Source organism: Chryseobacterium edaphi, assembly GCF_025628985.1.
GTDB lineage: Bacteria > Bacteroidota > Bacteroidia > Flavobacteriales > Weeksellaceae > Chryseobacterium > Chryseobacterium edaphi.
In genome coordinates this window covers 983,347-1,009,108 of record NZ_JAOTEM010000001.1, presented here as the reverse complement: position 1 = coordinate 1,009,108, position 25,762 = coordinate 983,347, and the positions used below count along the sequence as shown (strand labels likewise).

Here is a 25,762-nt window from a genome sequence, read left to right as displayed (position 1 = left end):
TAATAAAACAATTTTACAACAAAAATAAATACGAAACAATAGATAAGTCCTAAAAACAGTACATTTTTTGCAGATTTATGAAAATACTATTTCAACGAATCTGAGCATATCTATTTTAACATTTCAAATTTATTTTAACATTACTTAAGAAATCATTTTAAACATTAATTTTTTTGATTTGAATCATCTGACTGATGTGAAAATCTTTGACTTATCTTTTTTATTTAAAAGTCACATCAGCAATATGATTTGATAAATATCTTAAAGTTTTCCCGTCAGAATTTCGTATTTTTGTTGGTCTTAATTTTACTATGGCTCCAATTACAGAAATAGATATAAAAAAACAGGTTTTCGTTAAGAATGCACATCTTAACAACCTGAAACACATCGATGTATTACTTCCTAAAAATAAATTGATCGTTATCACAGGAGTTTCCGGCAGCGGAAAATCTTCTTTAGCTTTTGATACGATTTATGCAGAAGGACAAAGACGTTATGTTGAAAGTTTAAGTTCTTATGCACGTCAGTTTTTAGGTAAACTTGAAAAACCTAAAGTTGATGATATCAAAGGATTAGCACCATCGATCGCAATTCAGCAGAAAGTAATTTCTTCAAATCCTCGTTCGACAGTAGGAACTTCTACGGAGATTTACGATTACATGAAACTTCTTTTTGCAAGAATCGGCCGAACTTTTTCTCCGGTTTCTGGTGATGAAGTGAAAAAAGACTCGGTTTCTGATGTTATTGATTACATTAAATCGGTAAAAAGCGATACTTCATTTCTTTTAACGGCTCCGTTAGAATATGATATTGAAAATTTTGCTGAAAATTTAAATATTCTGAAACTTGCAGGTTTTACAAGACTTGAGGTTAACGGAAATGTTGCAGGAATCGAAGATTTGGAAAGTTTCGGATTTACACCTGAAAAAGAAATGGTCATCAATTTGGTGATCGACCGTTTTTCGTATGAAGAGGATGAAAGTTTTCTTCAGCGTTTGGCAGATTCTATTCAGATGGCATTCTATGAAGGTCGAGGATATTGTTCGTTAAAAAATATTGAAACGGGGGATAAAAAAGATTTTTCCAATAAATTTGAATTGGACGGACTGGAATTTCTGGAGCCAAATGTTCATTTTTTTAGTTTTAATAATCCTTATGGCGCTTGTCCGACTTGTGAAGGTTATGGAAAAGTGATTGGTATCGACGAAGATTTAGTGATTCCAAATAAAGCTTTATCAGTTTTTGAAGATGCAGTTGCATCATGGAAAGGCGAAACAATGAGCGAATGGAAAAAAGATTTCATTAAAAAAGCAAAAGATTTTCCTATTCATAAACCTTATCATCAATTAACCAAAGAGCAGAAAAATTATTTGTGGAAAGGTGACGGAAAAAGCACATTCCCATCGTTGAATAATTTCTTCAAAATGCTTGAGGAAAATTTATATAAAATTCAGTATCGTGTCATGCTTTCTCGTTACCGTGGAAAAACGCTTTGCCCTACTTGTGAAGGTTTGCGTTTGCGAGAAGAGACAACATGGGTGAAAATTGACGGTCACAATATTCAGTCGATGATTGAGCTTCCTTTGGACGAATTGTCGCCGATGATTAATGGCCTGAAACTTTCTCAACACGATAAAGATATTGCCAAAAGATTATTATACGAAATCACTACCCGACTTGAATTTTTATTAAAAGTTGGTTTAGGATATTTATCAATCAACAGAACTTCAAACACGCTTTCCGGTGGTGAAAGTCAGAGAATTAATCTTGCTACAAGTTTGGGAAGTTCTTTGGTAGGCTCTATTTATATTTTGGATGAGCCGTCAATCGGACTGCATTCTCGTGATACCGAAAACCTGATTGGAGTTTTGAAAAACCTGAGAGATTTAGGAAATACAGTGATTGTCGTTGAGCATGACGAGGATGTGATGAGAGCAGCAGATTATATCATTGATATTGGTCCGGAAGCGGGATATCTTGGCGGTGAATTGGTTTTTGCAGGAGATTATAAAGAACTGAAAGATGCCAATACACTGACTTCAAAATATTTGACGGGAAGATTAGAAATAAAAGTTCCTGAAAAACGCAGAAAAGCGAAAGAATTCATTCATATAAAAGGTGCAAGAACTAATAATCTTAAAAATATTGATGTTGATGTTCCTTTAGAAAGTCTGGTTGTGATTTCAGGAGTTTCTGGAAGTGGAAAATCTACTTTAATGAAAGAAATTCTGACGAATGATATTCAGATCCAATTAGGAATGGGCGGAAAAAAAGGTGACTATGATTCTGTAGAATTTCCTAAAAAACTGGTGAAGCATATTGAATTGATTGATCAAAATCCAATCGGAAAATCATCCCGTTCAAATCCTGTTACCTATCTGAAAGCATATGATGACATCAGAGATTTGTATTCAAAACAGAAGGTTTCAAAAATGATGGGTTACAAGCCAAAACATTTCTCTTTCAACGTTGATGGCGGAAGATGTGACGAATGTAAAGGTGAAGGCGTGATCAATGTTTCGATGCAATTCATGGCAGATATTGAGCTTGAATGCGAAGTTTGTAAAGGAACACGTTTTAAAAACGAAATTCTTGAAGTACGATTTGACGAAAAAAACATTTCAGATATTCTTCACATGACTGTTGATGAAGCTTTGACATTTTTTAAAGATAATAAAGAAGATAAAATCGTAACGAAACTGACTCCGCTTCAGGAAGTTGGTTTGGGATATCTGCAATTAGGACAGAGTTCTTCTACTCTTTCCGGAGGTGAAGCGCAGCGTGTGAAACTGGCTTCATTCCTTGTAAAAGGCGTGACGACAGACAAAACCTTATTTATCTTTGATGAACCTTCAACAGGACTCCATTTCCATGACATTCAGAAATTATTGAAATCTCTTCAGGCGTTGATTGATCTCGGACATTCAGTGATTGTCATTGAACATCAACCGGACATTATGAAATCTGCGGATCACATTATCGACATCGGTCCGGAAGCCGGAAAGTACGGTGGTGAAGTCGTTTTTGCAGGAACTCCGGAAGATTTAGCTAAAAATAAAAAATCGCATACAGCGAAATATATTGCAGAGAAACTGGAGTAATAAACTTATCCACAAAAAAATGTGGATAAATTGTGAATTTTAACATTAAATTATTATTGCGTATCAAAAATATTCTTACATTTACTATGTAATAAAACTGAAATGAATTCATTATTTGCTTTTTTCAGCTTTGAAATTGCAATTAAATTTGAAATAAAAATTTAAGCACAGCATCGTCGGCTGTGCTTTTTTGTTGTTGTCTAATTAAAAAAATGAGATGTATTTATCTATTGAATCCGCTTCTAAAGAGCGGATTCTTTTAATCTTTATACTTTGATCTTCCAAGAGGAATCTCTTCGGAAACCCAAATGCCACCAATTATATTCTGATCGTGATAAATCCAAACACTTATATATTTTATTTGAGGTAATTTCTCAGAGGTAAAATTAAAAACATATAAATCTGTAGGATCAAAATCTTTGCTGTATTTGTTTAAATAAGCAGAATTAAAATTAAGAACTTTTATATTGCCATAAAGTTCTGGTATTTTTTCACATGCATCTTTACCTTTTTCACGATATTGTCTTTCAAAACTTTTGCTCAAAATAAATTTTTCAAAAGCCGAATAATCAGAGCGTTTACATTTATTAAGATATTCGTCAATAAATTTTTCACTTATTTCTAATCTCTCCTGATTAACTTTTGAACTTTTGATTTTAGAATAATTTTTCTGTGAAAATACAATGACAGAAAATAACAGACAGAAAGCTGTAAGTATATTTTTCATTTGTGTTTATTTTTCACAAAAATAAAATTTAAGTTTAATAAATCAAACATTTAAGATTAATTAGTCAAAAAACCGTCAAGTAAAGTTATCGGTCCCTAAATTATATGGATAATTTATTTAGAATTTAATTTAAATGATCAACACTTTTAATCAGTTTCAGGCACTTAAACAATAATTCAATCTCTTGTTAGCTGATCGAGTTTTTTCAAAAGTGTCGGAATTCTGTATAAACCGTGCATTTCTTACACTTTCTTTTTGACTTCATCAACATCAATTCCCATTGCAGTTAAGAATAAGGGAGTTTTACTTTCTCCACGAACGACAATTCTTCTTTTTTCATCGGGTGACGAAAATTCATTTTTAGCAATACCAACAATCGGAATTTTTTGGTCTAAAGCGTTAAAAAGATAACCTCCCAAACCTATTTTTCCATCATTATTTAGGGTTACAAAACCATCAACGATAATGATGTCATTTTCTTTTAATTCAATTTTAGAAAGTAAACTCAAAATACATGGCAATTCTCTTTTATAAAACGCTCCGCTTTCATAATCAGAAGTGATCTGCGTATTTTCTGTAAAAATTTCATTTTCTTTTTCGGAAGACCAATCTTCCAAAGCAATACAGACGGTTTTGGCGAAATCTTCGTAGTAATAAGTATCAAATGCGTAAATCATCACGTATTATTTATTAAAAAACTCGCCAAAATGCCAAAGAATTCCAGAAGGATCATGAAGAAAACACTCTTTTCCCCAATCCATCATTCTTACAGGAGTCAATTTTGAGGTTTCATATTTTTGAGGAAGATCAAGCGATAAAAGTTCGTTATAATATTCATCTGTGCTTTCAACTTCTACGAAAATCATTGTGTTTTCAATCCATTCTTTTGCGTAATAATCCTGTAGATAAAATGCAATTTCCTGTTTTTTAAATACCGAAAAATTGCTTTCAATAACGAATTCCTCAAAGCCAAGATCTCTGTAAAATGCCCTGCTTTCCTCAAAATTTTTTGCTCCGATAAACGGTCGGATTGATTTTATGTTTTGTTTCATATTATTTTTTTTCCATTGACCAGAAGTCATTTCAAATTTAATTTCCTTACCGTGCATTCCTATTTCCTTCCAGCCGGATTTTTTGTAAAATGTTTCTGCTCTTGTATTAGGTGAAGTTCCTAGCCAAACAGTCTCATTTGTTTCCGTGAAATACCAATCGAGCATAATATTATGTAATTTCCTGCCAATTCCTTGGTTTTCAAAATCAGGATGAAGAAATAATGCCCAAATATTATTTTCCTTTAAATCGACAATCGAAAATCCTACAATGGTATCATCAATTTCGCAAACCCAACCTTTACCTCTTACAGTCAAAAATTCTTCACAATCTTGATCTGTAACCAGATTCGGATCTGATAAAGTATTTTCTTCTACAGAATTTCTTACAATCTGTATTTGTGGAATATCTTTGATTCCTGCTTCTCTTATCATCATTTAAATTTCAGTTTAAAAAACCTACAAGAAATAATCTTATAGGTTTGTCTAAATTTCTTAATTGATTTTATTTCTTATCAACTACAATTCTGTCCTTTCTATTGGCAATTTCCCATGCTGTAGCAAAAACCAATTGTGTTCTTTTCTGCAAGATAGCGTAGTCTATTTTTTCAACGTCATCGGTTGGTTTATGATAATCTTCGTGAATTCCGTCAAAGAAAAATGCAACCGGAATATTATTTTTTGCAAAATTGTAATGATCTGATCTGTAATACAATCTCTCCGGATCTTTCGGATCGTCATATTTGTAGTTCAGTTCTAAGTTAACCGTTTTTTTATTGGCAGCTTCATTGATTACTTTTAATTCAGAACTCAACATTTCAGAACCGATTACATACACATAATTTTTGCCTCTGTTTTCGGGATCATCACGACCAATCATGTCAATATTTAAATCTACAACTGTATTCGCTAATGGGAAAACTGGATGATCAGAATAATATTCGGAACCAAATAATCCGTGCTCTTCACCAGTTACATGAAGAAATAAAATTGATCTTTTCGGTCCGTTTCCTGTTTTTTTAGCACTTTGGAAAGCTTTAGCTATTTCCATTACTGCAACTGTTCCGCTTCCGTCATCATCGGCTCCGTTGTAGACTACTCCATTTTGTGTTCCTACATGATCGTAGTGTGCAGAAATCACAACGATTTCTTCAGGTTTTTCACTTCCTTCGATAAAGGCTAAAATATTTTCAGAATCCGGTAAATTTCCACCACCTCTTTTCTTCATATAATCAGCCGGAACTTTTTGATAATGAGAGTTTAAAGTTTTAGGAAAAGAAAGTCCCAAAGTTTTATAATAATTAACCATATATTCTCCCGCTCTTTTCTGACCCGGACTTCCTGTGTCTCGTCCTTCCATATCATCTGCTGCAATTACATAAAGATTTTTCTTTAAATCCTCAAGCTTAATCGTTTGATAGGCAGATTGAAAAGCTTTGTCATTTTTAGATGTACTTGAGCTAGCTGTTTGAGGTAAACTTTGATCATTCGTTACTACTTTCGAACTTCCGCAACTTGTAAGAATAACAATTGAGAATATTGGAACCAGGAATTTTTTCATTCGTAAATTATTTGTTTAAAAATAACAAAAATAATTTAACTGCGAACGGTATCGTTTTTTTTATATATTTGATAAGCACTATGAAAAAGAATTACGGATTTAATGATTTCAAATTTTTCACTGAAATGTCTGAGCTTGCTTCAAGACATCAGAGCTTCGATCTTTCCTTAGGTCTACCCGATTTTGAAATAGATCCTCGACTGCGCCACTATTTGAAAGAGTCTGCAGATGTTATAACTCACAGCTATGAATCTTTATCAGGAAATCCTTTGCTGATTGATAATATTATAAAGTTTAATTCTCAAAGAACCAACAGTTTAAAATTAAAAAAAGAAGAAATCAATATTGTTCCGTGTTCTACTTTTGCACTTTATACTTCATTGAAATCAATTTTAGAATTTGGCGACGAAGTAATTGTAATTCAGCCTTCTTATTATACTTATGCTCCGTCAATCGTTTTAAATGGCGGTGTTCCAGTTTATTATGATCTTGACAATGATTTTGCGATTGATTGGGATAAACTTCAAAACTGTATTTCGGATAAAACAAAAGCGATCATCATCAACTCTCCACAAAATCCTACAGGAAAAATGTGGACGGCTTCAGATTGGGAACAATTGTATCATTTGATTAAAAATCAGGAGATTTATCTTATCTCGGAAGAGATTTATGATATTTACTGTTATGATGAAATTTCACATTACAGTCCGTTTCTGCATTCTGAACTTAAAAAAAGAACGTTTTCAATATTTTCTTTTGGCAAAATGTTTCATGCTACAGGCTGGAAGGTGAGCTATCTTTTAGCATCAGAGGAACTGTTAGAAAATTTCAGAACTCATCAACAATACATTTCTTACAGTTCAAATGCTCCTTGTCAATATGCAATTGCCAAATATCTTGATGTGTTTGATCCTTCAGACAATCAGAAAATCATGCAGAATAAGAGAAATATTTTTAACGAATTGATTAAAGATACTCCCTTACAAATCGAACAAAAAGCTGAAGGTGGATTTTTCCAACTGGTAAATTTTAGAAATGTTTCAAAAACGATGACCGATGTGGAATTTTCAAAATGGCTGACTGTTGAGAAAAAAGTTTCCTGTCTGCCACTTTCTGCTTTTTACAATTCGAAAAAGGATTCAGATTATATAAGATTTAGTTTTGCTAAAAAAGATGATGTTATCATTCAGGCTATGGAATATTTGACGAAGAATTTGTAAGCATTCCCACAGATTACGCAGATTTTCACAGATAAAAAAACACCGCAAATCATTGCGGTGTTTTTATTTAAGTTAAGTTATACATTTATTATAAAGAAAGAACTCTTACATCAATTCTTCTGTTTTTTGCCATACATTCATCAGTATCATTTGCCGGACAAACAGGATATTGTGAGCCGTAACCTTCAGCTTCTATTCTGTCTGCTGCGATTCCTAATTCCAACAATTTAAGTTTGGTAGTTTGCGCTCTCAGATTAGAAAGTTTCATATTACTTTCTTCACTTCCTGAGTTATCTGTGTAGCCACCCAATTTTACTTTAATGTTTGGATATGCATTTAAGATTTCAGCTAAATTAATCAACTGATTTTCTGAACCAATTTTCAAATCGCTAGAACCTGTTTCAAAATAAAGATTTTCAATGGTAAACCAGGCATTTGGATCTAAAACGGTTTGTTTATTATTCTTAATTTGATCATACATCAAATAAAGCTGACTTTGATCTCCTAATGAAATCGTTTTGCCACCTTTCAGTTTTATCTCCTGAACATTTCCTGTATTATAAACAAAATCTCCATTCTCATTTAATTGACCAACAATTTCTGAAGGTACGACTGCAACTGCTGTTCCGGCAACATTTTGATTTGCGGAATGAGTACCTGTAATTCCTGTAAGACTTGCAATTTTAGCCTGTCTGTTAGCATCAATTTTATCTTTGTGCATTACGGCTAAAGTCGGGGCGATCACCAATGAAACAATAGACATTAGTTTAATCAAAATATTCATTGACGGTCCTGAAGTGTCTTTAAATGGATCTCCTACTGTATCTCCGGTTACAGATGCTTTATGGGGTTCTGAACCTTTATAATATGTTTCTCCGTTGATTTTCGCTCCTTTTTCGAAAGACTTTTTCGCGTTATCCCAAGCTCCACCTGCATTATTCTGGAACATTCCCATCAAAACACCACAAACGGTTGCTCCTGCCAAAAATCCACCCAAAACTTCAGGTCCGAAAATGAAACCAACCAAAAGCGGAGAAATAATTGCGATCGCTCCAGGAAGCATCATTTTTTTGATGGATGCATCGGTAGAAATGGCAACACATTTTTCGTATTCAGGTTCTGCTTTACCTTCCAAAATTCCCGGAATTTCTCTGAATTGTCTCCTAACTTCTTCCACCATTGCCATTGCAGCCTGTCCAACTGCTGTAATTGCTAATGAAGAAAAGATAAATGGAATCATTCCGCCCACAAACAATCCTGCCAAAACATCGGCTCTGTAAATATCAATTCCATCGATTCCTGCAATTCCCACGAATGCTGCAAATAATGCCAAAGCCGTCAAAGCTGCTGAAGCGATTGCGAAACCTTTTCCAGTTGCGGCAGTTGTGTTTCCTACTGCATCCAAAATATCTGTTTTTTCACGAACTTCTTTTGGTAATTCGCTCATTTCTGCAATCCCTCCCGCATTGTCAGCAATCGGTCCGAATGCATCAATGGCCAATTGCATTGCTGTTGTCGCCATCATTCCTGCTGCTGCAATGGCAACGCCGTATAATCCCGCACACAAATATGAACCGTAAATACCACCTGCTAAAACAATGATTGGTAAAAATGTAGATTCCATTCCCACAGATAGTCCGCCGATAATATTGGTTGCATGACCAGTAGAAGACTGTTTCACAATACTTTGAACAGGTCTTTTCCCCATCGCGGTATAGTACTCTGTAATGATACTCATTAAAGTTCCTACAACTAAACCTACCATAATTGCCCCGAAAACGCCCATTTTAGTAAATTCAAGACCGCGTAAAACCATAGTTTCCGGTAGTAAATAATTAACCAGGAAATAAGATGAAATTGCTGTGATAACGATGCTTCCCCAGTTTCCAAGATTCAAAGCATTCTGAACACTTGATGTGGAAGAATCTTCGTTATCGTTTATTTTAACAAATAAAGTTCCGATCATGGAGAAGATAATTCCTGTTCCAGCAATCAGCATCGGTAAAAGAATGGGTGCAAAACCACCAAATGAATCATCTGACATGGTTTCTCTTCCCAAAACCATTGTTGCCAAAACAGTAGCAACGTAAGATCCGAATAAATCGGCTCCCATTCCGGCAACATCTCCAACGTTATCACCTACATTATCTGCAATTGTTGCAGGATTTCTAGGATCATCTTCGGGAATTCCGGCCTCCACTTTTCCAACTAAATCGGCTCCAACATCGGCAGCCTTTGTGTAAATTCCACCTCCTACTCTCGCAAAAAGTGCAATTGATTCCGCGCCGAGAGAAAATCCTGTAAGAATTTCAATGGTTCTTTCCATTTCTTCCGAATTAACGGGAGAATTCGGAGCAAAGATTTGTTTAATGATTAAATACAAAGCCCCTAAACCTAAAACAGCCAATCCTGCAACGCCCATTCCCATCACAGAACCTCCTGCGAAGGAAACTTTTAAGGCTTTTGATAAAGAAGTTTTTGCAGCTTCTGCAGTTCGCACGTTTGCTTTGGTGGCGATTTTCATTCCGATAAATCCTGCCAAGGCAGAAAATACGGCACCAATCACGAAAGCAATACTGATGCTCCAATGAGAATTTGAATTGGTAGTTCCCATTACTGCCAATAAAATGGCAACGATGACAACGAAATAAGTTAGGATTTTGTATTCTGCTTTCAAGAAAGCCATGGCTCCGTCAGCAATGTGTCCGCTGATTACTTTCATTCGTTCATTTCCAGCATTTTGCTTGGTCACCCAATTGCTTTGAAGAAATGTATAGAGTAATGCGATGACACCAAAAATGGGTACTAAATAAAATAAGTCCATAGTTTAATATTTTTTTGGTAATAGATTAATAAATATACCAAATTATTCTATTCGTAAAATGGAAAATATTACAAAGTATTCAAAAATAGTTAATGATGTAAATTGGATGATGAATAGATTGTGGAAATTTGAGATAGCGTTCCTACGGAACGCCCGACATTTAGATGAAATTTATTCTATACAGATATTGCTCCGCTGGAGCAAATAAAGTTTTAATTGCAATTAATTTAGACATAAAATATCTAAAAGTTGAAACAAAAAAAGAGCAAATGAAAACTCATTTACTCTTTAGTATTTATAATCAAGAGAATTCTATCCTCCGAATTTGCTTGCGTAATCGTTTTGAGAAGCAATAATTACTTTTCTTGCGTGCTCAGCTCCGTAAACTTCCTGAATTCTACATTTTGCAGGCTCATCCGGAAGATTTTTATACGTTAAGAAGTAGTGCATCAATCTTTTCACTTCAGCTTCAGGAAGTTCAGCAATATCTCTGAAATGTCCGAAAGCATGGTCATCAACCATTACCGCAACAATTTTATCGTCAGCTTCACCACCATCGATCATTTTGAAACCACCAATTGGAATAGCCTGCATCAACAATCCTCCTGAGTGAATATTGTGAGAGCTTAAAACACAGATATCCAAAGGATCATGATCTCCCATTGTAACATCATCTGCTCCGCTTTCTACAGCCAATTTCATTACTTCTTCGTTACAGTAAGTTCTTGGAACAAATCCATATAATGCAGGAATAATGTTTGAGAATTTCTGAGGTCTGTCAACCTTTAAATATCCTGTAGCTTTATCAATTTCGTATTTAATAGTATCTGAAGGAACAATTTCCACGAAAACGTTGACCACGTTTGGCGCATCTTCTCCTGCAGAAATCCCATGCCACGGATGTGCTTTAAAATTTGGAATCATTTATTTATTTTTATTTTTATAGTTTAAGCTATTATTAAAATTTCTCTTCTTAGATCTTCGATTGTCGCCCCAATATAATCATCACCATTCATATAATTCATGATGAAAACAGTTTTGAATTCGTCAAGATTTGGACTGTTATTCAGACTTTCATAGGTTTTATGAAGAAGATCTATAATGGCATTTTTAGAATCAACAATATTCTGCCAAGAATTTTTAGTCAAATATAATTGCTGAGAAGAATTGTATTCAAACTCTTCGTTGATCGTCCTTTCCGTCAGAAATACAAATTCGTGAGCAGCAAGATCTTTATCAAATTTCTGTATAAGATTGGAAGGTTTCATTCTTTCTAAAAACAAAGTCATTCTTTCGTATGAATGGGTTTTGTTTTCAGAATTTGATTTTACTGAAAGCAATTTAATCTCCTGATTTTTTAAATTGATGTAATTGTATACAAACTGTCTCAGCAAAACCAAAAAAGGAATTGCAACAATCAGTGCAAAAGCATACGGTAAATAGTCTGAAAACTCTGTCATAATTTGAGGAAGCAAAATTACTAAATATTTGTTATTTAATCGTTATTTTAACAAGTTTTAATAAAAGCTTTGCCTGCGAGCATTTACAATGCATAAGAAATCAACAAAATGAATTTATTTTTATTGAAATTTAAACTAATTTTACGCTGAGAATTCCCGAAAACCATTTATGTCATTTAAAAATTACCTTTCAAAACTTTTTTTTACGTCAAAAATCAGTCACAGTTTTAAATCTTGGGTTTCGTTGATTGTGAACTCGAAAAGATACAGTTCGAGATTTGAGAAAAACATTTTAGATCTGAAAGATGACGAAACTTTTGTTTATCATTTTAAAAGTGCAGGACGAAAATTTGATCTTTATCTGCGGACTTTTACAGGAGATATTGGTATTTTCTACGAAGTACTTTGGAAAAAAACTTACGCCGAACATCTTTCTTTATTAAAAAACGAACCCCAAATAATTGTTGATTTGGGAGCGCATATTGGTATGACATCGATTTACTTGTCTCTAAAATATCCCAATGCAAAAGTATATGCGGTCGAAGCTTCCCAAGAAAATTTTCAGTTACTAAAACTGAATACAATCTCATTCAAGAATATTGAATGTATAAATGCAGCAGCTTATTTCGAAGACGGGTTTGTCAATTTCAGCAATGATGAACTTTCTTATAATCAGAAAATATCGGATATCGGAGTTTCTACTACAGCAATCTCCATTGAAACTTTAAAAAGGAATTTTGAAATTCCACATATAGATCTGATGAAAATCGATATTGAAGGCGGAGAAATTGATTTATTGCATAAAAATAATGCGTGGCTTTCAAATGTAGAAAATATCATTATAGAAATCCATCATCCATACACTTCTTCAGATTTAAATAGTGATCTTGAGTCCTTTGGATTTAGAGTCAAAAGAAATGAAGATTCTGTTTTGACTCTGACAAAAGATTAATATTAAAATTTATAATTCGAACAATGCAGGTCGCTGTGTAACTTCATGGTAGCAAACACTGTTTTCGTCAAAATAATGATAAACCAAACTTTTTCTGGTTTTTGATTTGTCTAAATGCGGTTCTCCACCATGTAAAATATTGGCGTGCCAGATCAATAAATCACCTTTTTTGGCTCTGAAAATCTCTTTTTTAAGACCTAATTCTTTTACTTTTTCTGCAAGAAATTCTTCATACGCTTTATAACTTTTCTTTCCTATTTTGAAAGCCGTTCCTTCATTGTCATAATCTGAATTTAAAAAATAAGGTAATTTATGGCTTCCCGGAATGTAATGTAAAGCTCCATTAGTTTCGTCAACATCCTCCAGCGCAATCCAGACTCCTAAAAGTCCGCCCAAAGGATAAGTGGTCATGTGAATACTGTCGGAATGGGTTTTTTGTTGACTTCCATTGATGAAGTTAATACTCTGGAAAAGTTTCGCTTGTCCATCCATCAAAACAGATAAAAATTCTAATAATTTTTTGTCGTTGCCAATATTTTTGACGATTTCAGAATGATGAATTACAAACATCAGTTTGCCACCATAACGGAATTTCACCGTTCCATCAGACATCAGTTTGTCGATTTCATTATTGATCTGATCGGCAATCTTTTCAGTCAGAAAATTTCTTAATACCAAAAATCCTTTATCATCAAATTCAAGAACTGAATTTTGATTTTCAGAATTTAGTTCTTTATAAAAATCGGTTTCTACTAGTTTTGGATAATCAACTTTTCGTTTGTCAGAAGGCAGATTTGAAAAATCTTTGCTTGAAATACTCGAAAAATAACTTTTATCAAGCCCAAATTTCTTATAAAGCGGAATATTATGTTTCAGTTTTTTCTTGTTGAAAAAATTGTAAACGATGTAAGGAAATTTGTAGGTTCGGATTCTATTAAGCATGCCTGATTGCGTTGATAATTACTGGATAAATTTAAGAATAATATTTAGAATTGATCTAAACAGCACTCTTTATTTCAATAAAAATTTCAGCAGATATTTTGGACTTAATAACTTAAACAATAAATCCTTTTTTGATGACTCAATTATCGGAAAAGGTTTCAATTCTGGACGAAAACCTCTGAAAAACTCTTCAACATTAGGCAATTCGCTTCCTTCAAAATCAAAAATCTTTTTCTCAATATTTTCTTTGATAACTTGATCAATAAGAATAGATGCTCCGGAAATTTTCACGTAATTTTTATCATTAAATGTTCCCAGCAAAGCATTGGTTTTTTCGTCCGAATATATTGCAATTACATTGGTAATTTTGTTTTGATAATGATAAGCATAAAAAAACACCAATCCGGAACGTGAAAATTCTTTAAAAATATTAATAAAACGAACAGTATCACCCTCCTTTTCTGCACCTAACAAATGAGATTGGATAAATTCCTGAGCATCATTATAACTGATTATTTTTACTTCGGAATCATTGAGAATTTCAGGCTCGGAACGTAATTTTCGTTTTCTCTTAGGAGAATATTTGGAATAAATTACTTCGTAAGAATCGGGATAGATAATGTAGTTTTTTTTCTTTTTTAAATCTGACTTAAAACAATTGACATCATTAAAAGGATAAATTCTGATTAGATAATTTTTTTCTAAATAATAAAGAAATTTCTCATTGATTTCTACAGAATCTTTTTCTGAAAATATTCCCAATTGTTGACAAAGCATCGGATTGTGTACGATTTTCAGTCTAAATTTAATAACGAAAGGAATCGGCATTACCGCTTCGTAATCATTATAGATCAACAATTCCCACTGTTTATCTGAAGTGATATCAAGAAAATCTTTTGCTGCAGAGTATTTCCTTTGTGCAGAATTCTCTAAGCAATTTGCATATTTTTCAAAGTCAATTTCGTGATATTTCAATCTTCTAATCATAATAATCCTTCGTCTGCGAAACTTAAATAAGAATTTTGGGTGATGATAAGATGATCCAAAAGCTGAACATTCATCAGATTTCCTGCTTCTTTGATTGTTTTTGTGATCTGAATATCTTCTGCACTTGGCTTTAAATTTCCCGAAGGATGATTGTGCGAAATAATAATTCCCGTTGCAAAATGATCTAAAGCCGTTTTAAAAACAATACGAATATCAACAATTGACTGATTGATTCCTCCTTGAGTAAGCTGCGCAATATGAATAACTTTATTGCTCTGATTCAAGAAAACCGCCCAGAATTCTTCTGTCCTGAGATCTGCCAAATGAAGTTTTAGAATCTGATAAGCATCATTGCTGCTCGAAATCTGTGGCTTTTCCGGGATTTCCTGGCTTGCTCTTCTTCTTCCGATTTCCAAAGCAGTTGCTATTGAAATTGCTTTTACTTCACCAACCCCTTTGAATTTTGTTAAATCTTTAATGGTTAATAAACTCAACTGATGCCAATTATTATTGACTGATGTCAGAATTTTTCGTGCGAGTTCTACTGCAGTTTCATCTCTACTTCCGCTTCCCATAATGATTGCCAAAAGTTCAGAATCAGAAAGTGAATTTTTACCTTTCAGCAAAAACTTTTCTCTGGGTCTGTCGTCTTCGGCTAGAAACTTTATGGACATAGATTAGTGGTAAATGATTAGAATTCAGTTAAAAAGGTTTAATAAAATGCGTATAAGATGATTGGCTTTTTTGATTGATCAATATATTTTGCAGTTTGATTGAAAGCTAATTTAGAAAGCATCGGACAACCAAAACTGAGACAGGCAGGATCTATAGATTCTTTATCCGAAATACAGTAATAAGAATGGAGAACTATACTTCTTAATCTTGCATTATCATTAGTTTTGTCTAAACCATCCAGTCGATAAGCTTTTCCGAATTTACCATTATAACTTTCACGAATTTCATATTTGCCCAAAGATGACTGATGAGAACCATCAACATTGCTAAATTTCAAAGAATTTGAGTGAGGAATTACAGAACCTTCCCCATGTGCAACAATTGCTCGTTGTAAGATTTTATTATTTTTCAGATCATAAACAAAATAACGGTATTTTCCTGAATGCGTTTTAAAATTGATAAAAACTGCGATCTCCTGGTTGTAATTTTTCCCTTTTACAAAATCTTTAATTTCTGAAATTTTTGATTCCGGCAAAACCAAATGATTTTGCTGAGATTGAGTTTTGGAACAGGAAATAATAATAAGAAACAGAAAAATAAATTGTTTCATCATCAAAAATTGTGTTTTTATTCTATAATCAAACCGTCTTTCATAACGAGTTTTCGGTCCGTAATTTCTGCCAAATTGGGATTGTGAGTGACAATCACGAAAGTCTGATTGTATTTGTCTCTCAAATCAAAAAATAATCGGTGGAGATCATCTGCATTTTTTGAATCCAAATTTCCCGTAGGTTCGTCTGCATAAATGATTTTTGGAGAATTGATCAAAGCTCTTGCAACTGCAACTCTCTGTGCTTCACCTCCTGAAAGCTGATTGGGCTTATGATGTAATCGGTGAGCAATTTTCAGATCTTCAAACAAATCGTAAGCTTTTTCTACTGCTTCTTTTTCGTTTGCTCCTGCGATTTTTGTTGGAATTAAAACATTTTCCAATGCAGTAAATTCCGGAAGAAGCTGATGAAACTGAAACACAAAACCAATATTCTGGTTTCTGAATCTTGAAATCTGCTTATCGCTCATATTGATAAACGATTCACCGTTCAGTTCAATTTCAGTCTGGTAATTTTTGGGATTAGAGGGACTGTCTAAAGTTCCTAAAATCTGCAAAAGTGTAGATTTCCCAGCTCCTGACTCACCAACAATTGAAACAACTTCACCCGCTTTGATGTGAAGATCAACACCTTTTAAAACTTCCAGATTCCCATAAGATTTATGGATATTACTTGCTCTAATCATGCTTCAAAAATAGTGATTTTTTTTTGCTTTTGGCTTCCTGTAATAAGCTTTTAGCAACAATGATTTTTATGAAAAAATTATCCTTTTTTAATGACAATTCTAAAAGTAGTTCCTTTTCCTACTTCGGTTTGTGAAATTTTAATATCACCATTATGATATTCCTGCACTACTCTCTTTGCCAAACTTAAACCTAATCCCCAACCGCGTTTTTTCGTAGAATAACCTGGTTTAAAAGCATTTTGAGCCTGATATTTTGTCATTCCGCTTCCGTTGTCTTTTACTTCGACCAAAATATTTTTATTGCGTTCAAAAACTGACATCTGCAAAATTCCTTGTCCTTTCATTGCATCGACAGCATTTTTAACCAAATTTTCAATGACCCAGCTCATCAGAATTTTGTTGTGAGGAACCAAAATATTGTAAGTAGGAAGTAGAAGAGAAAAATTGATTTTCTTTGAAATTCTTGTTTTAAGATAATCATAATTCTCCTGAATTGTTTCATTAAAATCCATATCATTAAGTTCAGGAACCGAACCTATTTTAGAAAATCTTTCCGAGATCGTTCTTAATCTTTCAATATCTTTTTCAATTTCGTGAACACCGTCAGATTCGGGATTTTCTAGTTTCATGATTTCCATCCATCCCATCATAGATGACAAGGGTGTCCCAATTTGATGTGCAGTTTCCTTTGCCAAACCAGCCCAAAGATAACCTTCGTCAGTTTTTTTGACCGTCCTTAAAAACCAGTATGAGAATAAAAAGTAACATAATATAAAAAAACCAAGCAAAAAAGGAAAATACTGTAGATTATTAAGAATTTCTGAATTATCATAATAGACAAACTGATTGTTACCCCCCTGCACTTTTATTTCTATCGCAGGATATTTTTTAGTCATCTTTTTTGCTAACGCAACTATTCTATTAGAATCATCACCAACTTCTTTCGGTAGATGCTTATATTCAATAATTTGATCATTTTTATCCAAAAGAATTAATGGAATTGTAGTATTTGAACTGTAAATCTTCAGAAGCAATACTTGAACTTCAAGACTTGGAGAAGTAGCTTCCTGCTGAAATTTTAAGGCATTTACCAAAATATCTACTCTTCTTACTTCTTCTCTTCTTAAATAATTGATTACCAAAGTTGAAGCGATCACGATTGCTACAACAACTAGCGTCATCAGAGAAAAAATAAACCAGTTGTTGAATCTGGAAAATATGGATCTTTTTTTCAATTTAATTATTTTAAAACATTTAAAATCTTCTGCAATTCTGTACTTCCGCTTCCTTCGTAATTATTAATCATAATTGCATAAACATATTTTTTACCATCTTTTGAAGTATGATAACCTGCATAGGATTTTGTATCTCTCATTGTTCCGCTTTTCATTTTCATGCCATTATCCTGAGTTGGAAATCCGTCATAATATGATTCAAACCAAGGTTGTTTTTTTGCATAAAGTAATGCCTGAACTTCTGCTTTTGCCGAAACATAATTTTGGGGTGAAAGTCCGCTGCCATCAGCAAAATTAATCATACTTGAATTAATTCCTTTTGACTTCCAAAACTCTTTAAGATAAGCTACTCCACTTTTGAAACTTGGATTTCCTTTTTTTTCTTTTCCCAAAGTTTTAATTAAATTTTCACCGTACATATTCACACTTTTTCTCAAAAACCAATAAACGATCTTGTCTAAAGTCGGTGATTCGTAAGTAAGAATGATATTGCTTTTCGGATATTCTAAAGTTTTCTTTCCATCAATTTCGAGCTGAGAATTTGTCAATAATTTCCCTGAAAATTCAATTCCCGAATCTTTGATCCATTTTTCAACTTCAACTCCCAATTGCAAAGGTGGATTGGGAACAGAACCTGAAACTGTTGTCACTTTTCCGGCAGGTAAACTTCCGTTTATCAAAGCAACATCAGAATATGGCGATGTGAAGATCAGACTTTGATCTGAACTTCCCGCCGCTTTCAGATCATTTAACCATTTAATTCCGGCTAAAGGATAGGAAAAACTTTTAAAATCTGTTCCGTTAATATTGACGTCGAACTGATTTTCACGCCAATTTACCCCCCAAACACCTGCTCCGTAATAATTTCCAAAATCATCAAAAGGCCAACCTCCGGGAATTGTCTGATGGTCAAAATAAGTATCATCAATAATCAAATCTCCCGAAATTTTTGTAATTCCGGATTTTTTGATGGCGTCTAATAATTTTTGTTTAAAATTTTCGGGTTTGTGCCCTTCATATCTCCAGCTTCCTAAGGTAGGATCACCGTTTGAAGTGATGAATAGATTTCCAGTCAGATTTCCGTTCGAAATTGTTCCTGAATAGAATGAAGTTGTTTTATAAGTATAATTTTTACCTAATGTTTCTAAAGCTGCTGCAGCAGTGAAAATCTTCTGTGTCGACGCGGTTGAAAGACCTTTATTTCCTTGAAATTCATAAACTAAACTTCCGCTTTCGTCGGCAACATAAAATGACAAATTTGATGAGATTGCTGTCGAAGAATTCATTAAACTTTTCGTAGCATCTTCCAGTTTTTGACTTATATTTTGAGCAAAGATGATTTGTGTCGAAAAAATTAAAACAGAAATTGTTTTCTTCATAGAAAAATATTTAATCAAATATAAAAATTAAGAAGTGAAGTTAAAGCTTAGTTCCCGCTTCTATTTCGTAAGGCTCGTTTCCTTTTTCGAAAATTCTTGTCAATTCGCTTCCTTCAACAGTAATTGCATCTCCAATTTTTCTGATCCAGTTTCCTTCACGAAGTCCGACAACTTTAATGTCATTTTGAGTCAGAAATTCTTTAATTCTGGTTTCTCTCGTTTCTCCATTATGTTTCAATTCAGGGTTGGGATCGAGATAATGCGGATTGATATTGAAAGGAACCAATGCCATACATTCAAAACTTGATGGATAAACAATCGGCATATCATTAGTGGTTTTCATATTTTGTCCGCCAATATTGCTTCCTGCGCTGCATCCCAGATAAGGTTTTCCATTTTCTATGTTTTGTTTTAAAACTGTCATTAAATTTTCTTCGTGCAGTGTTTTAACCAACAGAAAAGTGTTTCCGCCTCCTGTAAAATAACCTTTTGCATTATTCAAAGCTTCTGTTTTATCTACAAACTCATGGAGACCTTTGACTTTTATATTAATTGTTTCAAAAAACAACCTCACTTTTTGAGTGTAGTCATCATGAGAAATCCCACCTGGTCTTGCAAAAGGAACGAAAATAATTTCGTCGATTTCTTTGTACAATTGTATTAATTCTTCTTTCAAATAGGCTAAATATTCTCCGCCGAAAAGTGTGGAAGTTGATGCTAAAATGATATTCATAAAGGAAACTTTTAATTACTTATTAAAATAGACATAACGACAAAGATAAATGAAACATCGATGAATCAAAAATTAAGCTAAAAAAAACATTGATTCGTTAATACTTTCTAAAAAAACTTAAAGGTTCTAAAATTTGTGTTTTTCTGGAATTATTATTGAATTTTAAATTTCAATATTAAATTAAAAGATTATGAAAATGATTAAAATGTATAGTAAAAATTTGTTTTTAGGTTTATTATTTGCGGGAAGTGCAAGTTTGATGAATGCACAAACAACTCAGCAAGAGAGTGTGAAAACTACCGCTACAGCAAGTCAGGTCAATCCTGCTATTGAGGGTTTAAAAAAGCAAATTGAGACAAATCCGAAAGATACGGAAGCATTAGCAAAATTAGCTACAGCGTATCAAGATGCATCAGATTGGATGAATGCAGTCGATACATGGAAAAAGATATCATTACTGTTGCCAGATTGGTCACCATCTTATTACAGTCAGGCTTATGCCTATCAATCTGCTAAAGATGATGCCAATGCAAAACTTGCTTATGAGAAGTATATTGCAACTGTAAAACCTACAGAGATTGAACAGAATAAGAAGAATCTGGCTTATGCATATTTTTATATTGCATTTGCTGAACAGAAAAACGAACCAGCAAAAGCAAAAGAGCATATTGCTAAGTCTATAGAATATGATCCTACCAATCAGGATGCTATAAAACTTAGCCAAACATTAAATTCATAGTTTAAAAGTAAAATCCGGAGATAATTTTTCCGGATTTTATTTTTTATATAGATTAGTTTTAAGTAATCTTCTTACCGAAAAAATCTGTTTCTCCTTTTAGATGACGTATAATCTTTTCTATATTTTTATTAATTGCTGTCTCTGATTTAAGATTATTTATGTATTTGATCAGTTCATTTTTTCTGGATGGGATTAGGTTTTCAAAATTCTTCAATGCTACATTGTTTTCATTTATTGCTTTTTCCAGATCAGGATGAATGATATTCTTTATTACAGCATTATCATATTCAATCCAAATATCAAGAATTTCACCAATTCTTTTAGGTGAATTTTTCAACATTTTCAAATTAATATACAATCGCCATTCTCCTAGATATTTCATTAAATTTTGTCTGAATTCCTTATCATTCACAGATCCTTTCACACGAATCGGACTTTTGTTTTTTCCTGACTTTTCAAAAATCTCATTCAAAATTTTCTCAGATAAAAAAACAAAGGGATTAATTCCTGTGATTTCAAGACGTGCTTTAAAATGATTCTTCTTCATGAGAAACAAATTTAATATTTATTAGACTGATCAATTAAAACGTTACAGAAAATCATTTTCGTAACATGATCTCAATCTTTAATTACAAAGTATTCATTACCTTTGTAAGAATAAATCTATTATATGAAATTTTTTATTGACACTGCTAATTTAGAGCAAATTAAAGAAGCTAAAGACCTTGGAATTTTGGATGGTGTAACCACAAATCCATCATTGATGGCCAAGGAAGGGATAAGAGGTGCTGAAGCAATTAAAGATCATTACAAAGCAATTTGTGAAATCGTAGACGGAGATATTTCTGCTGAAGTACTTTCTACAACTTATGAAGAAATGATTAAAGAAGGTGATGAATTAGCGGCTATTCATCCAAATATCGTGGTGAAAATTCCAATGATAAAAGACGGTATTAAAGCATTGAAATATTTTTCTGACAAAGGAATCAGAACTAACTGTACTTTGATTTTCTCTGTTGGACAGGCGCTTTTAGCTGCTAAAGCAGGTGCATCTTACGTTTCTCCTTTCCTTGGAAGATTAGATGATATTTCTACAGACGGTTTAAATCTAATTCAGGAGATTCGTTTGGTATTTGATAACTATATGTATGAAACTGAAATTTTGGCTGCTTCTATCCGTCATTCAATGCACATTATTGATTGTGCTAAAATTGGCGCAGATGTGATCACTTCCCCACTTCCTCCAATCTTGAGTTTATTGAAACATCCTCTAACGGACAGCGGATTGGCTCAGTTTATTTCAGATTCTCAGAAATTAGCTTAAATAAATTAAGTTTAAAATATGAACTCCCGAAACTAAAAGTTTCGGGAGTTTTTTTATTGTAATATATCAAGTTCTAAAAGATTATTATCTTTTGCATTATTTTCCTTTGCTCTTTTTTCCTGATCTCTCATCATTTTATTGGTGTCAAGTTCTTTTCCGTTTTGATCGGTAAATTTGACGGTTCCACCTCTCGCCATCAATTGTTTCATGCCTTTTGTAGGATTATTTCTGTGATCGATGACCTGCTTATTATATTTATCATAACTGAGATTGATCAATGGATCATATCTCTCTCTATCATTTTCACTGATCCAAATTTCGTCTGCTTTGAGATTTTTCACACCCTTTAAAATAAAAGAATGAGACTTTGAATTGTCTTCAATTTTCGCAATCAAGCCAGGTAATCCATGAAATTTATATGGACCATCCTGAAAAGGAATGTCAGTTGTAAACCATGCTGTCCATTTTCTTCCAGCGAAATTAGTGGTTGCTTTCTGAGTATTAAATTCTGCGAATTTTTCTTTTTCAGCAAGAATTTTCCAGTCAATTTTTCTTTCATCAGAAACTTTATAATTGTCCATATCTACCGAATTAAAAAATATAATTTTATAATCCGGATACGACTTTTCAACAATGGACTGAACTTGTCCGAACTTAATTCCTGAAAAATCGGGATTGCTTTTTTTATCTATTTCCTTCATTATAGAATCTGCAACCGCCTTGTCCCGGCTATAAAATTTCGATCCTTTTTTTGAAATGTCAAGGTGCATAAGTTCAGTTTGAGATTTATCTTTGTTGATTGAGTCGCTTACAAATTTGTATTCGTAGCTGAATCTTTGGTTTTGTGCGTACAGTAGAATACTTGAGAAAGTAAAAATTGTAAGTAATAAATTTTTCATTAATGTATTTTAAATTATTTTAATAACTCCAGTTCTAAAACATTATTGTCTCTGGCATTGTTTTCTTTAGCCGCTCTTTCTTTATCCTTAATTAGTTTTTCAATATCTAAGGGTTTTCCGGTCATATCAATTATATTTATTTTTTGATTGCTTGAAACTATTTGTCTTAAACTTTTAGCCGGATTATTTCTAAAATCAATAAACTGTTTTTTATATTTTATCTCATCGAGTGGAATTGTTGCATTCAAGCTCTTTATGTCATTGTCACTTTTCCATTGATAATCTGCAGGAAGCTTTTTGATTTCTTTTAATACAAAAGAATGCGACTGGGTTTTATCCTCTAATTTTACAATCAATCCGGGAAGACCATGAAACTTATAAGGTCCATCCTGAATCGGAATATCAGTAGCAAACCACGCTGTCCAGGTTCTTCCGGCAAAATTAACGGAAGCTTTCTGAGCACTCAATTCACCTATTTTTTCTTTATTCGGCAGTATTTTCCAATCTAATTTTCTCTTGTCTGTAACCTTGTATTTATCCATTTCCAACATATTGAAGAACTCAATTTTAAAATCGGGATATGTTTTTTCAACTACATCCGGCACTAATCCCCAATCTGTTCCTGAAAAATCTTTTACTTTTTTTTGCAACCTATCCTGGTGTATCGAGTCTGCTATGCTTTTTTTCAAACTGTAGAATTTAGAACCAATTTTAGTGGCATCTAAAACCATGAGTTCAGTTTCAGATTTGCTTTTTTCGGTAGAATCTTTTACAAATTTGTATTCATAGATGAATCGTTGGTTTTGCGCATAAGTAATGATGCTTAAAAATGAAAGCATTCCGATAATCATTCTCTTCATTAATATTTTTTCACTAAAATAGGATATTATTTTCTATTGGCAAAGATTCTTAAGTTAGAAGTTAGAAGTTAGAAGTTAGAAGTTAGAAGCACAATTAAGAATTGAACGATTAAGTAAAATTTAAAACAAAAAAAACCTCTCAAGCTGAGAGGTTTTAGTATTAGATAAAAAGAAAATTACAGTAACAATGTTAATGGGCTTTCTAAATATGTTTTTAAAGTCTGTAAGAACTGTGCTCCCGTAGCACCGTCAACCACTCTGTGATCACATGCCAATGAAAGTTTCATAATGTTTCCTACGACGATCTGACCGTTCTTTACGATTGGTTTTTCGATGATGGCACCTACTGAAAGAATTGCAGCGTTGGGTTGGTTGATGATACTTGTGAAAGTTTCAATTCCGAACATTCCCAAGTTGGAGATAGAGAATGTAGAACCCTCCATTTCGTTTGCTTTAAGCCCTTTAGATTTTGCTCTTCCGGCCATATCTTTCACAGCAGCAGAAATCTGAGTATAATTCATCTGATCTGTATTTTTCAGAACCGGAACTACCAAACCGTCAGGAATTGCAACTGCTACTCCAACGTTGATATTTCCTCTGTGAATAACTTTATCTCCTGCCCAGCTTGAGTTCACCTGTGGATGTTTTCTTAAAGCTACAGCTGTCGCCTTAATTACCATATCATTGAATGAAATTTTAGTATCTGGTAATGAGTTGATTTCTTTTCTCGCTTCAATCGCTTTATCCATGTTGATTTCAACCATCAGATAATAGTGAGGCGCAGAGAATTTACTTTCAGAAAGACGTTTCGCAATGATATTTCTAACCTGAGAGTTTGGAGTTTCTGTATCTTCTCCCTGTACAAAACTTAGTGCAACCTGAGCTGCAGCATTATTTTGAGCCGGAGCAGCTTCAGTTTTTTGTGAAGGCTGATAATTCTCAATATCTTTTTTCACTATTCTTCCGTTCTCACCAGAACCTTGAAGACTGTTAATGTCAACACCTTTATCCTGAGCCATTTTTTTAGCTAAAGGAGAAATTGCTACTCTGTCTGATGATGAAGCACTTGCAGTTTGTGCAACCGATTTCTCTTCTGCTTTTGCTTCAGATTTTTGTTCGGCTGGTTTATCAGATGATTTATTTTCAGATTTAGCAGCTCCAACTCCTGAAACATCAGTTCCTTCCGGGCCGATAATTGCTAAAACAGTATCAACCGGTGCAGCTCCACCTTCTTCAACACCTTGCTTTAAAAGAACTCCGTTAAATTCAGATTCAAAATCCTGAACGGCTTTATCCGTTTCGATCTCAGCAAGTAAGTCTCCTTCTTTTACTGTATCTCCAACGTTTTTGTGCCATTTAGCTACTTTACCTTCTGTCATTGTATCAGAAAGTCTCGGCATTGTAATTACCTCTACACCTGCAGGAACCTCTGCTGAAGTTTGCTCAACACTTGTAGATTCATTTTCAGTTTTAGATTCTTCTTCAGATTTTTTCTCTTCAGAACTACCTTCAGCTGCAGGAGCACTTCCTCCTTTTAAAGAAGAAATATCTTCACCTTCTGCACCGATAATTGCTAAAATAGAATCAACTGCTGCTGCAGCACCTTCTTCAACTCCTACAAATAAAAGAGTTCCTTCAATTTCAGATTCGAAATCCTGAACAGCTTTATCTGTTTCAATTTCGGCTAAAATATCTCCTTCCTTTATTTTATCTCCTACTTTTTTATGCCATTTTGCCACCTTTCCTTCCGTCATCGTGTCGGAAAGACGTGGCATTGTAATAACTTCTGCCATAATCTA

24 protein-coding genes are annotated in these 25,762 nt (G+C 33.4%); 5 read left to right on the top strand and 19 right to left on the bottom strand.

What is annotated here, in order from left to right; genetic code table 11:
* Positions 1-311 precede the first annotated feature (311 nt).
* Complete coding sequence (gene uvrA, locus NZ698_RS04715) at positions 312-3,101, top strand: excinuclease ABC subunit UvrA (RefSeq protein ID WP_263001932.1); 2,790 nt, start codon at positions 312-314, stop codon at positions 3,099-3,101.
* A 259-nt stretch (positions 3,102-3,360) separates the two neighbouring features.
* Here uvrA and NZ698_RS19545 read toward each other — a convergent pair whose 3' ends face one another.
* The 4 genes from NZ698_RS19545 to NZ698_RS04690 all read right to left on the bottom strand — a co-directional run bounded on the left by NZ698_RS19545 (position 3,361) and on the right by NZ698_RS04690 (position 6,438).
* Positions 3,361-3,828 carry a hypothetical protein gene (locus NZ698_RS19545; RefSeq protein WP_263001931.1) on the bottom strand — a complete coding sequence of 156 codons (468 nt, stop codon included), beginning with the start codon at positions 3,826-3,828 and terminating at the stop codon, positions 3,361-3,363.
* 242 nt (positions 3,829-4,070) lie between these two features.
* Positions 4,071-4,505, bottom strand: coding sequence for an endonuclease V (locus NZ698_RS04705; RefSeq protein WP_368407648.1), 435 nt, complete (start codon positions 4,503-4,505; stop codon positions 4,071-4,073).
* A gap of 6 nt (positions 4,506-4,511) precedes the next feature.
* Positions 4,512-5,315, bottom strand: coding sequence for a GNAT family N-acetyltransferase (locus tag NZ698_RS19495; RefSeq protein WP_368407647.1), 804 nt, complete (start codon positions 5,313-5,315; stop codon positions 4,512-4,514).
* Between the two features lie 67 nt (positions 5,316-5,382).
* Entirely contained in the window at positions 5,383-6,438 is a 1,056-nt protein-coding gene (locus tag NZ698_RS04690) for a M28 family metallopeptidase (protein ID WP_263001930.1), read from the bottom strand.
* Positions 6,439-6,518: 80 nt separating this feature from the next.
* On the opposite strand from NZ698_RS04690, the gene NZ698_RS04685 reads away from it, so the two are divergent.
* Entirely contained in the window at positions 6,519-7,658 is a 1,140-nt protein-coding gene (locus NZ698_RS04685; RefSeq protein WP_263001929.1) for an aminotransferase class I/II-fold pyridoxal phosphate-dependent enzyme, read from the top strand.
* 88 nt (positions 7,659-7,746) lie between these two features.
* Here the strand turns inward: NZ698_RS04685 and NZ698_RS04680 are convergent, their stop codons facing one another.
* The 3 genes from NZ698_RS04680 to NZ698_RS04670 form a co-directional block, all read right to left on the bottom strand.
* Positions 7,747-10,482: a sodium-translocating pyrophosphatase gene (locus NZ698_RS04680; RefSeq protein ID WP_263001928.1), complete on the bottom strand. Its 2,736-nt coding sequence runs from the start codon at positions 10,480-10,482 to the stop codon at positions 7,747-7,749.
* Positions 10,483-10,794: 312 nt separating this feature from the next.
* A complete protein-coding gene (locus NZ698_RS04675) occupies positions 10,795-11,406 on the bottom strand; it encodes an inorganic pyrophosphatase (protein WP_263001927.1) in 612 nt (203 codons plus the stop codon).
* Between the two features lie 23 nt (positions 11,407-11,429).
* Entirely contained in the window at positions 11,430-11,942 is a 513-nt protein-coding gene (locus NZ698_RS04670) for a DUF7935 family protein (protein WP_263001926.1), read from the bottom strand.
* A gap of 169 nt (positions 11,943-12,111) precedes the next feature.
* On the opposite strand from NZ698_RS04670, the gene NZ698_RS04665 reads away from it, so the two are divergent.
* The gene (locus tag NZ698_RS04665) at positions 12,112-12,894 is read left to right on the top strand and encodes an FkbM family methyltransferase (RefSeq protein WP_263001925.1); all 783 of its coding nucleotides are present in this window, start codon (positions 12,112-12,114) and stop codon (positions 12,892-12,894) included.
* Positions 12,895-12,903: 9 nt separating this feature from the next.
* Here NZ698_RS04665 and NZ698_RS04660 read toward each other — a convergent pair whose 3' ends face one another.
* From NZ698_RS04660 to pepE, 8 genes are all read right to left on the bottom strand, one after another.
* Positions 12,904-13,836, bottom strand: a complete 933-nt coding sequence (locus NZ698_RS04660) for a phytanoyl-CoA dioxygenase family protein (protein ID WP_263001924.1) — start codon at positions 13,834-13,836, stop codon at positions 12,904-12,906.
* Between the two features lie 69 nt (positions 13,837-13,905).
* On the bottom strand, positions 13,906-14,823 hold the full coding sequence (locus NZ698_RS04655; RefSeq protein WP_263001923.1) for a hypothetical protein: 918 nt from the start codon (positions 14,821-14,823) through the stop codon (positions 13,906-13,908).
* Positions 14,820-15,497, bottom strand: a complete 678-nt coding sequence (gene radC, locus NZ698_RS04650) for a RadC family protein (RefSeq protein ID WP_263001922.1) — start codon at positions 15,495-15,497, stop codon at positions 14,820-14,822. The genes NZ698_RS04655 and radC overlap by 4 nt, the downstream gene beginning before the upstream one ends.
* Positions 15,498-15,535: 38 nt before the next feature.
* Entirely contained in the window at positions 15,536-16,111 is a 576-nt protein-coding gene (locus tag NZ698_RS04645) for a murein L,D-transpeptidase catalytic domain-containing protein (protein ID WP_263001921.1), read from the bottom strand.
* Positions 16,112-16,125: 14 nt separating this feature from the next.
* Complete coding sequence (locus NZ698_RS04640; protein WP_263001920.1) at positions 16,126-16,794, bottom strand: ABC transporter ATP-binding protein; 669 nt, start codon at positions 16,792-16,794, stop codon at positions 16,126-16,128.
* Between the two features lie 77 nt (positions 16,795-16,871).
* Positions 16,872-18,029 carry a sensor histidine kinase gene (locus NZ698_RS04635; protein ID WP_263001919.1) on the bottom strand — a complete coding sequence of 386 codons (1,158 nt, stop codon included), beginning with the start codon at positions 18,027-18,029 and terminating at the stop codon, positions 16,872-16,874.
* Between the two features lie 5 nt (positions 18,030-18,034).
* The gene (dacB, locus tag NZ698_RS04630) at positions 18,035-19,408 is read right to left on the bottom strand and encodes a D-alanyl-D-alanine carboxypeptidase/D-alanyl-D-alanine endopeptidase (protein WP_263001918.1); all 1,374 of its coding nucleotides are present in this window, start codon (positions 19,406-19,408) and stop codon (positions 18,035-18,037) included.
* Positions 19,409-19,448: 40 nt separating this feature from the next.
* On the bottom strand, positions 19,449-20,141 hold the full coding sequence (gene pepE, locus NZ698_RS04625; RefSeq protein WP_263001917.1) for a dipeptidase PepE: 693 nt from the start codon (positions 20,139-20,141) through the stop codon (positions 19,449-19,451).
* 205 nt (positions 20,142-20,346) lie between these two features.
* Between pepE and NZ698_RS04620 the strand changes: the two genes are divergently transcribed.
* Positions 20,347-20,880, top strand: coding sequence for a tetratricopeptide repeat protein (locus NZ698_RS04620; RefSeq protein ID WP_263001916.1), 534 nt, complete (start codon positions 20,347-20,349; stop codon positions 20,878-20,880).
* Between the two features lie 58 nt (positions 20,881-20,938).
* Here NZ698_RS04620 and NZ698_RS04615 read toward each other — a convergent pair whose 3' ends face one another.
* A complete protein-coding gene (locus NZ698_RS04615; protein WP_263001915.1) occupies positions 20,939-21,427 on the bottom strand; it encodes a YdeI/OmpD-associated family protein in 489 nt (162 codons plus the stop codon).
* Between the two features lie 123 nt (positions 21,428-21,550).
* Between NZ698_RS04615 and fsa the strand changes: the two genes are divergently transcribed.
* Entirely contained in the window at positions 21,551-22,204 is a 654-nt protein-coding gene (fsa, locus tag NZ698_RS04610) for a fructose-6-phosphate aldolase (RefSeq protein WP_263001914.1), read from the top strand.
* Positions 22,205-22,257: 53 nt separating this feature from the next.
* On the opposite strand, the gene NZ698_RS04605 is transcribed toward fsa, so the two are convergent.
* The 3 genes from NZ698_RS04605 to NZ698_RS04595 form a co-directional block, all read right to left on the bottom strand.
* Positions 22,258-23,103: a GLPGLI family protein gene (locus NZ698_RS04605; RefSeq protein WP_263001913.1), complete on the bottom strand. Its 846-nt coding sequence runs from the start codon at positions 23,101-23,103 to the stop codon at positions 22,258-22,260.
* Positions 23,104-23,117: 14 nt separating this feature from the next.
* Positions 23,118-23,963, bottom strand: coding sequence for a GLPGLI family protein (locus NZ698_RS04600; protein WP_263001912.1), 846 nt, complete (start codon positions 23,961-23,963; stop codon positions 23,118-23,120).
* A 176-nt stretch (positions 23,964-24,139) separates the two neighbouring features.
* On the bottom strand, positions 24,140-25,756 hold the full coding sequence (locus tag NZ698_RS04595) for a dihydrolipoamide acetyltransferase family protein (protein WP_263001911.1): 1,617 nt from the start codon (positions 25,754-25,756) through the stop codon (positions 24,140-24,142).
* Positions 25,757-25,762 lie beyond the last annotated feature (6 nt).

Excerpts from the sequence above, each read along its gene's own strand:
- uvrA (WP_263001932.1), top strand. The coding sequence starts at position 312 with ATGGCTCCAATTACAGAAATAGATATAAAAAAACAGGTTTTCGTTAAG.
- NZ698_RS19545 (WP_263001931.1), bottom strand. The coding sequence starts at position 3,828 with ATGAAAAATATACTTACAGCTTTCTGTCTGTTATTTTCTGTCATTGTA.
- NZ698_RS04705 (WP_368407648.1), bottom strand. The coding sequence starts at position 4,505 with ATGATTTACGCATTTGATACTTATTACTACGAAGATTTCGCCAAAACC.
- NZ698_RS19495 (WP_368407647.1), bottom strand. The coding sequence starts at position 5,315 with ATGATGATAAGAGAAGCAGGAATCAAAGATATTCCACAAATACAGATT.
- NZ698_RS04690 (WP_263001930.1), bottom strand. The coding sequence starts at position 6,438 with ATGAAAAAATTCCTGGTTCCAATATTCTCAATTGTTATTCTTACAAGT.
- NZ698_RS04685 (WP_263001929.1), top strand. The coding sequence starts at position 6,519 with ATGAAAAAGAATTACGGATTTAATGATTTCAAATTTTTCACTGAAATG.
- NZ698_RS04680 (WP_263001928.1), bottom strand. The coding sequence starts at position 10,482 with ATGGACTTATTTTATTTAGTACCCATTTTTGGTGTCATCGCATTACTC.
- NZ698_RS04675 (WP_263001927.1), bottom strand. The coding sequence starts at position 11,406 with ATGATTCCAAATTTTAAAGCACATCCGTGGCATGGGATTTCTGCAGGA.
- NZ698_RS04670 (WP_263001926.1), bottom strand. The coding sequence starts at position 11,942 with ATGACAGAGTTTTCAGACTATTTACCGTATGCTTTTGCACTGATTGTT.
- NZ698_RS04665 (WP_263001925.1), top strand. The coding sequence starts at position 12,112 with ATGTCATTTAAAAATTACCTTTCAAAACTTTTTTTTACGTCAAAAATC.
- NZ698_RS04660 (WP_263001924.1), bottom strand. The coding sequence starts at position 13,836 with ATGCTTAATAGAATCCGAACCTACAAATTTCCTTACATCGTTTACAAT.
- NZ698_RS04655 (WP_263001923.1), bottom strand. The coding sequence starts at position 14,823 with ATGATTAGAAGATTGAAATATCACGAAATTGACTTTGAAAAATATGCA.
- radC (WP_263001922.1), bottom strand. The coding sequence starts at position 15,497 with ATGTCCATAAAGTTTCTAGCCGAAGACGACAGACCCAGAGAAAAGTTT.
- NZ698_RS04645 (WP_263001921.1), bottom strand. The coding sequence starts at position 16,111 with ATGATGAAACAATTTATTTTTCTGTTTCTTATTATTATTTCCTGTTCC.
- NZ698_RS04640 (WP_263001920.1), bottom strand. The coding sequence starts at position 16,794 with ATGATTAGAGCAAGTAATATCCATAAATCTTATGGGAATCTGGAAGTT.
- dacB (WP_263001918.1), bottom strand. The coding sequence starts at position 19,408 with ATGAAGAAAACAATTTCTGTTTTAATTTTTTCGACACAAATCATCTTT.
- pepE (WP_263001917.1), bottom strand. The coding sequence starts at position 20,141 with ATGAATATCATTTTAGCATCAACTTCCACACTTTTCGGCGGAGAATAT.
- NZ698_RS04620 (WP_263001916.1), top strand. The coding sequence starts at position 20,347 with ATGTATAGTAAAAATTTGTTTTTAGGTTTATTATTTGCGGGAAGTGCA.
- NZ698_RS04615 (WP_263001915.1), bottom strand. The coding sequence starts at position 21,427 with ATGAAGAAGAATCATTTTAAAGCACGTCTTGAAATCACAGGAATTAAT.
- fsa (WP_263001914.1), top strand. The coding sequence starts at position 21,551 with ATGAAATTTTTTATTGACACTGCTAATTTAGAGCAAATTAAAGAAGCT.
- NZ698_RS04605 (WP_263001913.1), bottom strand. The coding sequence starts at position 23,103 with ATGAAAAATTTATTACTTACAATTTTTACTTTCTCAAGTATTCTACTG.
- NZ698_RS04600 (WP_263001912.1), bottom strand. The coding sequence starts at position 23,963 with ATGAAGAGAATGATTATCGGAATGCTTTCATTTTTAAGCATCATTACT.
- NZ698_RS04595 (WP_263001911.1), bottom strand. The coding sequence starts at position 25,756 with ATGGCAGAAGTTATTACAATGCCACGTCTTTCCGACACGATGACGGAA.